Annotated in this window: 11 protein-coding genes; 10 read left to right on the forward strand and 1 reads right to left on the reverse strand. The window is 44.5% G+C overall.

Features of this window, described 5'->3' with window-relative positions; all coding sequences use genetic code 11:
• Nucleotides 1–170 precede the first annotated feature (170 nt).
• Entirely contained in the window at nt 171–1,232 is a 1,062-nt protein-coding gene (locus tag DWB79_RS07155; RefSeq protein ID WP_016522365.1) for a helix-turn-helix domain-containing protein, read from the reverse strand.
• Nucleotides 1,233–1,529: 297 nt separating this feature from the next.
• Here DWB79_RS07155 and DWB79_RS07160 point away from each other — a divergent pair, with 297 nt between their 5' ends.
• The 10 genes from DWB79_RS07160 (at nt 1,530) to DWB79_RS07205 (ending at nt 12,826) form a co-directional block, all read left to right on the forward strand.
• Nucleotides 1,530–2,525 carry a 2-hydroxyacid dehydrogenase gene (locus tag DWB79_RS07160; protein ID WP_016523367.1) on the forward strand — a complete coding sequence of 332 codons (996 nt, stop codon included), beginning with the start codon at nt 1,530–1,532 and terminating at the stop codon, nt 2,523–2,525.
• Nucleotides 2,526–2,624: 99 nt separating this feature from the next.
• Nucleotides 2,625–3,836 (forward strand): sodium/glutamate symporter, encoded by a 1,212-nt coding sequence (gltS, locus tag DWB79_RS07165; RefSeq protein WP_016523368.1) that lies wholly within the window; start codon nt 2,625–2,627, stop codon nt 3,834–3,836.
• Nucleotides 3,837–4,263: 427 nt separating this feature from the next.
• The gene (locus DWB79_RS07170; RefSeq protein WP_016523369.1) at nt 4,264–4,575 is read left to right on the forward strand and encodes an OadG family transporter subunit; all 312 of its coding nucleotides are present in this window, start codon (nt 4,264–4,266) and stop codon (nt 4,573–4,575) included.
• A 22-nt stretch (nt 4,576–4,597) separates the two neighbouring features.
• Complete coding sequence (locus DWB79_RS07175) at nt 4,598–5,005, forward strand: biotin/lipoyl-containing protein (RefSeq protein WP_016523370.1); 408 nt, start codon at nt 4,598–4,600, stop codon at nt 5,003–5,005.
• A gap of 10 nt (nt 5,006–5,015) precedes the next feature.
• On the forward strand, nt 5,016–6,158 hold the full coding sequence (locus DWB79_RS07180; RefSeq protein ID WP_016523371.1) for a sodium ion-translocating decarboxylase subunit beta: 1,143 nt from the start codon (nt 5,016–5,018) through the stop codon (nt 6,156–6,158).
• Nucleotides 6,159–6,281: 123 nt separating this feature from the next.
• Nucleotides 6,282–7,247: a glutaconate CoA-transferase subunit A gene (gene gctA, locus DWB79_RS07185; RefSeq protein WP_016523372.1), complete on the forward strand. Its 966-nt coding sequence runs from the start codon at nt 6,282–6,284 to the stop codon at nt 7,245–7,247.
• A gap of 1 nt (nt 7,248) precedes the next feature.
• Nucleotides 7,249–8,046: a glutaconate CoA-transferase subunit B gene (gene gctB / locus DWB79_RS07190; RefSeq protein WP_016523373.1), complete on the forward strand. Its 798-nt coding sequence runs from the start codon at nt 7,249–7,251 to the stop codon at nt 8,044–8,046.
• Between the two features lie 385 nt (nt 8,047–8,431).
• On the forward strand, nt 8,432–10,189 hold the full coding sequence (locus DWB79_RS07195) for an acyl-CoA carboxylase subunit beta (protein ID WP_016523374.1): 1,758 nt from the start codon (nt 8,432–8,434) through the stop codon (nt 10,187–10,189).
• A 215-nt stretch (nt 10,190–10,404) separates the two neighbouring features.
• Nucleotides 10,405–11,640, forward strand: a complete 1,236-nt coding sequence (locus tag DWB79_RS07200) for a sodium/glutamate symporter (protein WP_016523375.1) — start codon at nt 10,405–10,407, stop codon at nt 11,638–11,640.
• A 391-nt stretch (nt 11,641–12,031) separates the two neighbouring features.
• Nucleotides 12,032–12,826: an acyl-CoA dehydratase activase gene (locus DWB79_RS07205; RefSeq protein ID WP_016523376.1), complete on the forward strand. Its 795-nt coding sequence runs from the start codon at nt 12,032–12,034 to the stop codon at nt 12,824–12,826.
• The last annotated feature ends 107 nt before the right edge of the window (nt 12,827–12,933 follow it).

Raw genomic sequence — 12,933 nt, forward strand, 5'->3', positions numbered from 1 at the left:
TTGAGTGCATTTTAATCTTTTCGTTTATCACTGTCTATGCTTTATCACTGTCTATGCTCCGCCTACGATGATAATTATGATAAGTGCTTAAAATATGCTTGATACGGATGTTCCGTAAAAAAAATAAATAAATAAAATTTTGGGATTTGAAGAGAGATGGTATCCCCGCCCTAAGAGGCAAGCAATCTAAATTCATTTTTATACAGATGAAAGAACGTGTCAACCAGAACGGGTTTAAAGTTCAAAACATCGCGGTTAATAAGAGGTGCAGCCTGTTGTAAAAGCTGTACGGGCGAGCCGTTTTTATAGGTATTAAACCGAGTAAAGTTAAAGTGGTTCTGGTACTGATGCGCTTGTTTCAAAAAGTCTTGAGCACTGGAAAAATACCGGCAGGCGTAAAATTCATCTTCGATAAGCCGATGAGAACTTTCCACATCGCTTTGATAGGTCTTAGCCCCGACGGGAATGGTTTTATGCGTAGAAGTAAAAGAAACTTCAATAACTTTGGTAAAAAGTGTTTTTTTGAGACTATTCCATGGAGCAGTAAACTCAGTACCATTGTCGGTTTGGATTGTTATTTCAGCTGGCTTGATGCCATAGTGCTTGAGATGAGTGAACAGCCGATAGATGAAAATGGCGGTACTGGTACTGCTGTGTTGCTGTGTGTAGCCGATAAATAAAGCCCCTGTTTTGATACAACGAGCGGTTATTTGGTATTTTGGTAAGTGGAACTGCATAAAATCGTGATAAAATTCAGGAATATCATCCAAATATTTGATATCTACCTGTATTTTTTCAAATGCACGATATTTATCTTTAACTTCCCGCATATTGCGCTTTTTTTCTCGATGAGTTTTTTTGCTCGGGAGTTTGTAGTATTGTTTTAAATATTTGACAACCGTCTTGAGGGAGTAAGGAATGCCATACTCACGTTTAATCATTACTCCGTTAATACGTTTATTATCTGCGGTTGCCTTTTCTGCTAGAGCTTTTATTTTGAATTGCCAATACTTTTTCATCATGCGAGGGCTTTTTTCAGGTTTTTTAGACCGGTCTTTGAGTCCTACTCCTTTTTGTTCTTGCCAGCGTTTTCTCCATTTTCTGACTGTTTTTATGGTTGTTTGAAAGTGCTGTGCAGCTTTTTTGTTGCCGTACTTTAGCGCGTAGCTGACCAACTCTTTTCTTAACAACGAGGGGTCTTTACTGTTTTTATAAGATGCGTAATAATCCATTTCGATGGTATCTCCTTTGATGTAAATTTGGCTTAATCTATTTTGCCTAACCGGTTTCGTTTAGGCAAGGGGGATACCATCTCTCTTCTTTGTCCAAAATAAATAAAATTTTTTCTTGACAACGCGGTAGAGGCATTGTAGGATTAAGTATTACGGGAATGAATGTTGAAATCATCATCCAATATATCTATATATAAGTGGTTATAACACTTTTGTAGGTATAAGTGCTTGTATTGTTGGTTTGATGCTATTCTCAACTCAGTTTCCGGTTTATGTAATCTAAGGAGGCACTGTAACATGAAAATCATTTTTTACGGAGTGCGTGATGTCGAAGTTCCTATCTTTGAAGCGGTGAATAAGAAATTCGGGTATGAAATGACCTTAATCCCCGAATATCTCACCGACGAGGCGACTGCGAAAAAAGCGGCGGGGCATGATGTTGTCGTTTTGCGCGGAAACTGCTTTGCAACAAAAGAACGGCTGGATATTTATAAAGAACTCGGTGTGAAATATGTGCTGACCCGAACGGTAGGGGTTAATCATATCGATATACCGTATGCAAAAGAATTAGGTTTTAAAATGGCTTATGTGCCGTTCTATTCTCCGAATGCGATTGCCGAGTTGGCGCTGACCTTGGCGATGACACTGCTGAGAAATGTTACCTATACCGGAAATAAAACAAAAGATAAGAACTTTATCGTCGATAAGCAGATGTTCTCGCGTGAAGTGCGGAATTGTACAGTCGGCGTACTGGGATTGGGGCGAATCGGTATGACAGCTGCTAAACTGTTTAAGGGTTTAGGCGCGAATGTTATTGGATTCGATATTTTCCCGAAGACCGGCGTAGAAGACATCGTAACGCAAATGTCGATGGATGAGGTATTGGCAAAATCCGATATCGTTACGCTGCATGCTCCGTATATCAAGGAAAACGGTAAGATTATTACCAAAGAATCAATTGCAAAGATGAAAGATAATGCTATCCTCATCAATACGGGACGTGGAGAACTTGTCGATACCGATGCGTTAGTTGAAGCATTGGAAAGCGGAAAGCTCTACGGTGCGGGTATCGATACCTTGGAAAACGAGGTTGAAATTTTCTTTAAGGATTTTAAGGGTAAAACTTTGCCTGTTCCTGCTTTCGAAAAGCTGATCAATATGTACCCGAAAGTCATTATTACACCGCACGTCGGTTCCTATACGGATGAGGCTGCTCTTAATATGATCGAAACGACTTTCGATAATGTTAAAGAGTATCTCGATACGGGAGATTGTAAGAATAAAATTCAATAATTCTCAATATAAGTGCTTCTAAAAGGCTCTGTTTGAGCCTTTAGAGGTTTTTATGAGTGTGCTACAGTAAATGCATCTTGTATGAGGAGGTAATAAAAGATGGCTACATTTACGTTTGATATGTATCTAACGTTGGGACTGGCGATTGTACTGTACCTGTTGGGAAGCGGTATCAAAGCCAAAGTCGGGGTTCTGCAGAAGTACTACATTCCTGCGCCGGTTATTGGAGGAACATTGTTCTCAATTGTAATGCTGATAGGTCATAATCTGGGACTATTTTCATTTACATTTGACGGGAACTTAAAGAATTTCTTTATGGTTGTGTTCTTTACTACAATCGGATTCTTGGCGAGTGTTTCCGCTTTGAAAAAGGGTGGTGTCGGTGTTATTCTGTTTTTAATTGCTGCGGTTATTCTTGTTATTATTCAAGATTCTGTCGGCGTTGCTTTGGCAAAGGTATTCGGTCTTAACCCCGGTATCGGTTTGGCAGCAGGTTCCATCCCGCTGACCGGTGGACACGGAACTTCCGGCGCTTTTGGCCCTTATTTGGAAGAGCGTGGGGTTTCGGGCGCTACGGTTGTTGCAATTGCTTCGGCAACGTATGGTTTGGTTGCAGGATGCGTTATCGGCGGTCCGATTGCTAAGCGCTTAAAGGATAAGCACAACTTAGTGTGTAAAGAAGGCGATGCTCAGAAAGCCGGTCAAGAACAGGCTGAAAAGGAAGAGACACTTGCGCAGAAAGCTGCAATGAGTGAGAAATCTTTCTTTAAAGCGGCTGCTATGATCGGTATTGCAATGGGTGTCGGCGGTCTTATCACACCGCTTATTAAAAAAGCAGGCTTGTCGTTGCCGGCATATCTCATCCCGATGCTTATTGCCGCAATTATGCGTAATATTGTTGACAAGACTGAAAATAAAACCCCTATCGATGAAATCGGTATTATTGGAAGCGTATGTCTGTCTTTCTTCTTGGCTATTGCATTGATGTCGATGAAGTTGTGGGAATTGGCAGATTTGGCAATTCCGCTTGTTGTAATCCTTCTGGTACAGACGGTTGTTATGGGCTTGTTTGCATACTTCGTTACCTTCAATATTATGGGACGAGATTATGATGCAGCAGTTATCGCAACCGGTCACTGCGGTTTCGGTATGGGCGCCACTCCGAACGCTATCGCTAACATGGAAGCTTTCACCTCGGTAAACGGCTTCTCCACAAAAGCATTCTTAGCAGTTCCGCTCGTCGGCTCGCTGTTTATCGACTTTATTAATGCGATTGTTATTCAGACATTTACCAGTATTTTTGTCGGATGATTTTGAATAAAACGCATTTCCGAACATATTCAAATACTAGACCTGTTCGATAACTGCGTTGTCGAACAGGTCGCCGAGTTCTAAATCGCACAAATAGTACCCTAAAATGCAACAGTTGAACAAAGTGTGAACTTTGGAAACTGCTGCATTGATGTGCGGAACGCGCATACGTTAATACGCGATGTTTGCGAAGCAAACTCGACGTGTTTTTCAGCCGCGCTATTTCAGCGGCTGAAAATAAACCTACGATTTAGAACATCACATTTCAAGGTAACCTGTTCAGAAACGTAAGTTTCCGAACAGGTTTACTATCTAAAAACAGCTAAAAAGTGCTTTACTGTCTCGACAGCAAAGCACTTTTCGTATTATGATAGAACTATTATCCAGGATGCTTTTTCAAGCTATTTATTCCTTATAGGAGGTATGAATGATTACAACAGAGTACATAAGCTTTGTTACAAGCTTGTTGTCATCTTTGCTTGGACTTGGCATTGTATTTTTATCTCTAATCTTCTTAGCGATTTACGTTACGATTGTTTCGAAAGTTATTTCGAGTTTAGAGAAAAACTTACCCGCCAAACCTCAAGCAGCCCCTGCAACAGCGGTATCTACAGCCGTAAATGCAAAGCCTGCAGCAGGCGCCGAAGCGGTAAAAGTTGCAGTTATTGCGGCCGCTATCAGCGAAGAAAGGCGCGAGCCTTTAAATTCATTCGTAATTACGAATATTAAGAAACTATAAACCACATAAAGGAGTGTTTAGTATGAACTATGTAGTCACTGTGAATGGTGAAAAATATGAAGTTGAAGTAGAAAGAGTTGGCGGAGGAACTTCCTCATTGTCCAGACGACCGCCGGAACGGGTATCGCGCCCTGTTCAAGCGGCTCCTGCTGCACAGCCTGTTGCCGCTCCCCAGCCCGCAGCCCCGGCGCCTGCTGCTCCTGCTGCTTCGGGTGGAGCAGGAAACGTAGTTAGCCCGATGCCCGGTACTGTTCTTGATGTAAAAGTTAAGGAAGGCGATGCAGTATCTGTCGGTCAGGTTGTCATTATTCTGGAAGCTATGAAGATGGAAACCGAAATCGTGTCCGAAGTTGCAGGTTCCGTAGCTGCTGTCCGAGTGAAGAAAGGAGATGCCGTGGATACGGATACCGTACTGGTAGAGGTTAAATAAGGGGCATCGCATGGAATTCATTAAGGTTGTAGGGACGATGATGCAACAGTCGGGCTTTGCTGCGTTGACATGGCAGCAGCTCGTCATGTTTCTCATCTCGTTCGTTTTAATTTATTTAGCCATCGTAAAACAGTTCGAGCCGTTGCTGCTTTTACCTATTGCTTTCGGTATGTTTTTGACGAATCTACCGTTAGCGGATTTGATGAAGGAAGCGGATCCTTGGTATACGTCCGGTGTACTACGGATTATCTACAGTGGTATCAAAAGCAACCTCTTCCCGTGCTTAATATTCATGGGAATAGGCGCAATGACCGATTTCGGACCACTTATCGCCAACCCCATCAGTTTGTTGCTTGGAGCGGCGGCGCAGTTCGGTATTTATATCACTTTTATGACTGCCAGCGCTTTACCGATTTTTACAGCGAAGCAGGCTGCTGCTATCGCCATTATCGGTGGAGCCGACGGTCCTACTTCTATTTATATCGCAAACAACTTGGCTCCTGAGCTGCTGGCGCCGATTGCCGTTGCAGCGTATTCGTATATGGCGCTGATCCCGATGATTCAACCGCCGATTATGAAGCTGTTGACCACTAAAAAAGAGCGGGCAGTAAAAATGAAGCAGCTCCGGAAGGTGAGCAAGACCGAAAAAATCGTATTCCCCATCGGAACGGTTCTGTTTACTTCGCTGTTGCTGCCGTCGGTTGCCCCGCTGCTTGGTATGCTGATGTTAGGCAATATCTTTAGAGAGTCCGGTGTCGTACAGCGCTTATCCGATACGGCGCAAAATGCATTGATTAACATCGTTACGATTATGCTCGGTGTTACGGTCGGTGCTACCGCCAACGGAGAACTGTTCCTGCGAGTGCAAACTATCTCCATTATCTTTATGGGATTGTTTGCGTTCTGTATGTCTACCGTCGGAGGTATTTTGCTCGGTAAGCTCTTGTATGTTGTTACCGGCGGAAAAATCAACCCGTTAATCGGATCTGCCGGCGTTTCGGCGGTACCGATGGCTGCGCGCGTTTCGCAAACGGTCGGTGCGTCTGAAAATCCGACAAACTTTCTGTTGATGCACGCAATGGGACCGAATGTGGCTGGTGTTATCGGATCGGCGGTTGCAGCCGGTTATTTTATGCTGATTTTCGGCAAGTAATAATGCGGAGGGAATATCGATGTTATCGGCGTTCCCTCTTTGTCTGATAGAGCATATCGCTGAAAAATAATTTCTGCGATTATCTATCTCATTAGAATACCTATAGTTGGAAGGAGATGTATTATGAGTAAGGTTATGTCATTGCATGATGCAATCAAAACGTACGTAAAATCGGGCGATGTTCTTTGTTTCGGCGGTTTTACGACAAACCGCAAGCCTTATGCGGCGGTGAACGAGATTCTGCGTCAAGGTTTGGGTGATTTTATCGGATATTCCGGTCCCGCAGGCGGCGACTGGGATATGCTGATCGGTGAAGGAAGAGTAAAGGCCTTTATCAACTGCTATATTGCAAACTCCGGCTATACGAATGTAGCGCGCCGCTTCCGCAACGAAATAGAAAAAAACAAAAAAATGCAGCTGGAAGACTATTCGCAGGATGTACTGATGTTGATGCTCCACGCTTCTTCTCTCGGTCTCCCGTATCTTCCGGTACGGCTGATGCAGGGTACCGATTTGGTAAACAAATGGGGTATCAGTAAAGAAGAGCGTGCAAAAGATCCGCGCCTTCCCAGCGATAAATTGGTAGAGGTTGAGAACCCCTTTAATCCCGGCGAAAAAGTTATCGCCGTACCGGTGCCGCGCTTGGATACCGCAATCATCCACGTACAGAAAGCTTCTATTGAAGGAACCTGTTCGATTGAAGGTGATGAATTCCATGATATCGATATCGCAATTGCTGCGAAAAAGTGTATTGTAACTTGCGAAGAGCTGGTAACCGAAGAAGAAATCAGAAAAGACCCTGCTAAAAACTCAATCCCCGAATTCTGTGTCGATGCAGTTGTGCACACTCCTTATGGCGCTCATCCTGCTCAGTGCTATAACTATTATGATTACGATGCAAATTTCTTCAAAATGTATGACACTGTTACCAAGACCGAAGAAGATTTTAAAGCTTATCTGCAGGAATGGGTATACGGCGTAAAAGATCATACCGAATATATCGATAAGTTGGGCGCAAGCAGATTGGCAAACCTGAAGGTCGTGCAGGGATTCGGCTATGCGGCAAAGCTTGTAAAGGAGGATAAGTAAGATGGCAAATTATAAGAACTATACCAATAAAGAAATGCAGGCGATTACAATCGCGAAGACCATTAAAGACGGTCAAATCGTTATTGTAGGAACAGGTCTTCCTTTAATCGGAGCATCGTTGGCAAAACGAATCTTTGCTCCGAATTGTAAGCTGATTGTAGAAAGCGGTTTGATGGACTGCGCTCCGATTGAAGTACCGCGCAGTGTTGGTGATAACCGGCTGATGGCTCACTGTGGTGTACAATGGCCGAATGTCCGTTTTATCGGTTTTGAAGCAAACGAGTGGCTCAACGATAACGATCGAATGATTGCCTTTATCGGCGGCGCTCAGATTGACCCTTTCGGCAACGTAAACTCAACCTGTATCGGCGACTATCATAATCCCAAAACCCGTTTTACCGGCTCCGGCGGGGCAAACGGTATTGCAACCTACTCAAACACCGTCATTATGATGCAGCATGAAAAACGCCGCTTTATCGATAAAATCGACTACATTACCAGTGCAGGATGGGGCGACGGAGCCGGCGGACGTGAAAAACTCGGTCTTCCGGGAAACAGAGGCCCGATCGCCGTTGTTACCGACCGTGGTATCCTCAAATTTGATGATAAGACCAAGCGGATGTACTTAGCGGGTTATTATCCGACCTCTTCCCCCGAAGACGTACTGGAAAATACCGGCTTTGACCTCGATGTTTCCAAAGCTGTTCTGCTTGATGCGCCGAGCGAAGACGTTATCAAGATGATCCGTGAGGAAATCGATCCCGGACAGGCATTTATCAAAGTTCCTGTCGAAGAGTAAGTATCAGGGTAGGGCAAACACATCAGGCTATTTTTTAGCAGCCCCGCAGAATATAAGGAGGCCGTTCAACCTTTCTTTTTGAAAATATGCATACCGTTTACGGCGTTGCTGCACAAAAATAAATGCTCAACGTACAACAAGTACGTCTCCGCTTTGTTTTTGTTTGCGCCTTGTATCCGGTACCGTTATTTTCAAAAGGCTGACGGAAAGGCTGGTTTTAGACGTCATAGCTACAATTATTTTGCGATGTTAATCTACTCTGCCTGATGTGTTTACCCGTCTGTTAGAAAAAATGTGCGAAATTTTTGGTAAAATTTCGCACAGAAAAAGAGTATTTTCCGCGAATTTCGTACTTGTGGAAAATGTCGTAACCGGAGGAATAGACATGGGTGATTATTCGATGCCGAGCTATTTCCAAAATATGGAACAAGTTGGAAAAGAGTTGGCACATATTGATGAAGAAAATGAGAAGCTGATAAAGGACGTTGAAGAAGAAATCGGTCGGCTTGTAGATGAAATCCACGAAGCGGGAACCCCTGATGAAACGGTCAATGCAAAGGGACAGATGACCGCATTGCAGCGGATTGCCGACCTGATTGACGAAGGTACGTGGTGTCCTTTAAACAGTCTCTATAATCCGCAGGACTTTGAAACCGCAACCGGTATTGTCAAAGGCTTGGGGCGGATTAACGGCAAGTGGGCGGTTATCGTCGCATCCGATAATAAAAAGATTGTCGGAGCGTGGGTTCCCGGGCAAGCAGAAAATTTACTGCGGGCATCCGATACGGCAAAATGCCTCCGCATCCCGTTGGTCTATGTGTTGAACTGTAGCGGTGTTAAGCTCGATGAGCAGGAAAAAGTTTATGCGAATCGTCGCGGCGGCGGTACTCCGTTCTATCGGAACGTAGAGCTGCAACAGCTCGGTGTTCCCGTTATCGTCGGTATCTATGGAACAAACCCCGCAGGTGGCGGCTATCACAGTATCAGCCCGACCATCCTGATTGCGCATGAAAAAGCGAATATGGCAGTCGGCGGCGCCGGTATTGTCGGCGGTATGAATCCGAAAGGCTATATCGACGAAGAGGGCGCCGAGCAGATTATCGAGGCAAGCAAAAAATCCAAAGGTGTCGATGTACCGGGAACGGTTTCCATTCACTATAATGAAACCGGCTTTTTCCGCGAGGTGTACAGCGACGAAATCGGCGTATTAGACGGTATTAAAAAATATATGGACTACCTGCCCGCTTACGATTTGGAGTTTTTCCGCGTAGACGAACCGCGGGAACCGGCGCTCGATCCGAACGATTTGTATTCTATTTTGCCGATGAACCAGAAGAAGATATACAATATCTACGATATTATCGGACGGCTGGTAGATAACAGCGAATTCAGCGAGTATAAAAAAGGCTACGGTCCCGAAATGGTAACCGGACTTGCGAAAGTTGACGGGCTGTTAGTTGGTATTGTGGCAAACTTCCAAGGTTTGCTGCTGAAATACCCCGAGTACAAACAAGGCGCAGTCGGTATCGGCGGTAAGCTCTATCGGCAGGGACTTATGAAGATGAATGAGTTCGTAACGCTTTGCGCTCGCGATAAAATTCCGATTGTCTGGCTGCAGGATACCACCGGTATCGATGTTGGCAACGATGCAGAACGCGCAGAACTGTTGGGATTAGGGCAGTCTCTTATCTACTCCATTCAGGATTCCAATATCCCGCAGATGGAAGTTACGTTGCGCAAGGGTACCGCAGCGGCTCACTATGTGTTGGGCGGGCCTCAGGGCAATGATACCAATGCGTTCTCACTCGGTACTGCGGCAACTGAAATCAATGTAATGAACGGAGAAACTGCTGCAACCGCGATGTATTGTCGACGTTTGGTAAAAGACAAGGATGCGGGAAAGGATTTAACGCCTACTATTGAAAAGATGAATAAACTGATCAATGAATATAAGGAAAAATCCGTTCCGCAGTATTGTGCCAAGACCGGTATGGTTGATGAAATCGTCAGCTTGTATGATATACGGGCGTATATGATTGCCTTTGCGAATTCGGTATATCAGAACCCGAAAGCAATGTGTGCATTCCATCAAATGCTGTTACCGCGTGCAATCAGAGAGTACAATACGTTTGTAAAGAAATAAATCTATCTCCTAAAAAACTTACCTGAGTTTTTTAGGGATGACTGCATGGGAATGCAAAAAATAGTGCCGGTTGGTTGCTGTTAGCAATGAAACCGGTACTGTTTCGTTTGAGAACTGTTCAAGTAGATAAAAACTGCGTTCAACAGTTCTCGTATTTATGCACTGCAATTTCCGTAATTTTTATGCGGAAATGTATGCATTATCAGGACTGAGTTATGGAAAGAATTGTTTTAAAATTAGGTATGTTTGAAACGCTCATGGTTGCGGTTATTGCAATCTATGTGGGAGAGTTTTTGCGCAATAAAATTCCTGTTCTCAAAAAATATTGTTTACCCGCTTCTGTTGTGGGCGGTACCTTGTTTGCGCTCCTCTCGTTATTGCTCTATTCGGTCAATATTTTTGAATTGAATTTTGATTATAAAACGGTCAATCAGCTGTTCTATTGTTTATTCTTTGCTGCAAGCGGTGCTGCTGCGAGTTTGGCGTTGCTTAAAAAAGGCGGTAAACTGGTCATTATCTTTACCGTATTGGCAGCCTTATTAGCAACCTTGCAAAATGCTGCCGCCATTTCGGTGGGGAGCCTTTTTCATATCAGTCCCCTTATCTCAATGATGACGGGTAGTATCCCGATGACCGGCGGACACGGAAATGCCGCTTCGTTTGCCCCGATTGCTGTAGAAGCGGGTGCAACTGCGGCTATGGAAGTTGCGATTGCTGCGGCAACCTTCGGGTTGATTTCAGGCTGTATCATCGGCGGGCCGTTCGGTAACTTTATGGTAAAACGTTTTCACCTTGAAAACCCTGAATTAGACGGCAAAGAAGAAGCTGCGGAATTAAAGGCAGAAGGTTCCGGCGGCACTGCGGGTGCTTTGGTAGATAAAGCCAATGTATTGCAGGCGGTGTTTCTCTTGTGTATTGCATGCGGCATCGGTCAGGTGTTGTTTTTAATCTTGAAGCATTTTAAAATCAACTTCCCCATTCACGTATGCTGTATGTTTGGAGGAATTGCGGCACGCCTTATATTGGATTTAACTTCAAAGAATAATCCTACGAAACACAATGTATTATATGATGCATTCGATATCGTCGGTGAATTCTCGTTAGCCTTGTTTGTTTCGATGAAACTCTGGCAGCTTGCAGGCTTAGGTACTGCGCTGGTGGTATTACTGTTGGTACAAGTTGTGCTGATTGTACTTTTCTGTTACTTCCTGACGTTTAATCTATTGGGCAGAAACTACGATGCGGCGGTTATGGCAGTTGGTCATATTGGTTTCGGCTTGGGTGCAGTACCCGTTTCGATGACAACGATGCAGACGGTATGCCGTAAGTACCGCTATTCCAAGTTAGCATTCTTTGTCGTGCCGGTCATCGGCGGCTTTATCAGCAATATTACCAATGCCATTATTATCACAAAGTTTTTGGATTTAGCAAAGCACATGCTTGGACTTTAATAAGCCTGTTCGGAAACTTCCGTTTCTGAACAGGTTACCTTGAAATGCGATGTTCTAAATCGTAGGTTTATTTTCAGCCGCTGAAATAGCGCGGCTGAAAAACACGTCGAGTTTGCTTCGCAAACATCGCGTATTAACGTATGCGCGTTCCGCACATCAATGCAGCAGTTTCCAAAGTTCACACTTTGTTCAACTGTTGCATTTTAGGGTACTATTTGTGCGATTTAGAACTCGTCGACCTATTCGAAAACGCAGTTATCGAATAGGTCTAATGTGTAAGCGGTTTTTGCCGCATATAACGGTAACCGCTGACTGAAAAGCGGTTGCCTGAAAATTGCCCGTGATCGGGGATTTTATATATTTTTATCGGCAAGGGAGCGGATATATCGGTATGAGTACATTTACTATGGGCGTAGACGTCGGTTCTACGGCTTCCAAGTGCGTTATTATCAAAGATGGAAAGGAGATCGTTGCAACGGCAGTCGTTCCGGTGGGGACGGGTACCAGCGGGCCGGCACGGGTGATGAAGCAAGCGCTGGAACAACTCGGATTTACCTCGATGGAGCAGCTTGACGGAGCTATCGCAACAGGCTACGGGCGGAACTCTTTGCAGGAAGTACCGGCGCAGATGTCGGAGCTGTCTTGTCATGCTAAAGGCGCCTATTTCTTGTTTCCGCATGTTCGCACTATTATCGATATAGGCGGACAGGATTCTAAAGCGTTAAAGCTCAGCGATAACGGCATGCTCGAAAACTTTGTTATGAACGATAAGTGCGCTGCCGGTACGGGACGCTTCCTCGATGTTATTGCGAAGGTTCTGGAAATCAATTTGGAGGATCTCGAAAAACTTGATGAACAGTCCACCAAAGAGTTGACAATCAGCTCAACCTGTACCGTGTTTGCCGAATCGGAGGTTATCTCTCAACTGGCAAGCGGCGCAAAAATTCCCGATATCGTAAAAGGAATCCACACTGCGATTGCCAGCCGCGTCGGTAGTTTGGCAAAGCGTGTCGGCATTCAAGATGATGTTGTAATGACCGGAGGAGTCGCCCTGAATAAGGGAATGGTTCGGGCAATGGAAAAAAATATAGGGTTTAAAATTCACACGAGTGAATATTGCCAGTTAAATGGCGCAATTGGAGCCGCTCTGTATGCACACCAAAAGTGCATGCAGGCGGGAAAATAAGTAAGGTTCTATGCCGGTGAATGCAAGGCCGGCGCAGACCTGAATGGCATCTTTTAAAGAACCTGCCGGTTTTTTAAAAGATGACCTTGAGGACATAGGAGGAAACA

It is taken from the genome of Treponema medium, from assembly GCF_017161265.1.
Taxonomy (GTDB): Bacteria; Spirochaetota; Spirochaetia; order Treponematales; family Treponemataceae; genus Treponema; species Treponema medium.

Excerpts from the sequence above, each read along its gene's own strand:
- DWB79_RS07175 (WP_016523370.1), top strand. The coding sequence starts at position 4,598 with ATGAACTATGTAGTCACTGTGAATGGTGAAAAATATGAAGTTGAAGTA.
- gctA (WP_016523372.1), top strand. The coding sequence starts at position 6,282 with ATGAGTAAGGTTATGTCATTGCATGATGCAATCAAAACGTACGTAAAA.
- DWB79_RS07180 (WP_016523371.1), top strand. The coding sequence starts at position 5,016 with ATGGAATTCATTAAGGTTGTAGGGACGATGATGCAACAGTCGGGCTTT.
- gltS (WP_016523368.1), top strand. The coding sequence starts at position 2,625 with ATGGCTACATTTACGTTTGATATGTATCTAACGTTGGGACTGGCGATT.
- DWB79_RS07200 (WP_016523375.1), top strand. The coding sequence starts at position 10,405 with ATGGAAAGAATTGTTTTAAAATTAGGTATGTTTGAAACGCTCATGGTT.
- DWB79_RS07160 (WP_016523367.1), top strand. The coding sequence starts at position 1,530 with ATGAAAATCATTTTTTACGGAGTGCGTGATGTCGAAGTTCCTATCTTT.
- DWB79_RS07155 (WP_016522365.1), bottom strand. The coding sequence starts at position 1,232 with ATGGATTATTACGCATCTTATAAAAACAGTAAAGACCCCTCGTTGTTA.
- gctB (WP_016523373.1), top strand. The coding sequence starts at position 7,249 with ATGGCAAATTATAAGAACTATACCAATAAAGAAATGCAGGCGATTACA.
- DWB79_RS07170 (WP_016523369.1), top strand. The coding sequence starts at position 4,264 with ATGATTACAACAGAGTACATAAGCTTTGTTACAAGCTTGTTGTCATCT.
- DWB79_RS07205 (WP_016523376.1), top strand. The coding sequence starts at position 12,032 with ATGAGTACATTTACTATGGGCGTAGACGTCGGTTCTACGGCTTCCAAG.
- DWB79_RS07195 (WP_016523374.1), top strand. The coding sequence starts at position 8,432 with ATGGGTGATTATTCGATGCCGAGCTATTTCCAAAATATGGAACAAGTT.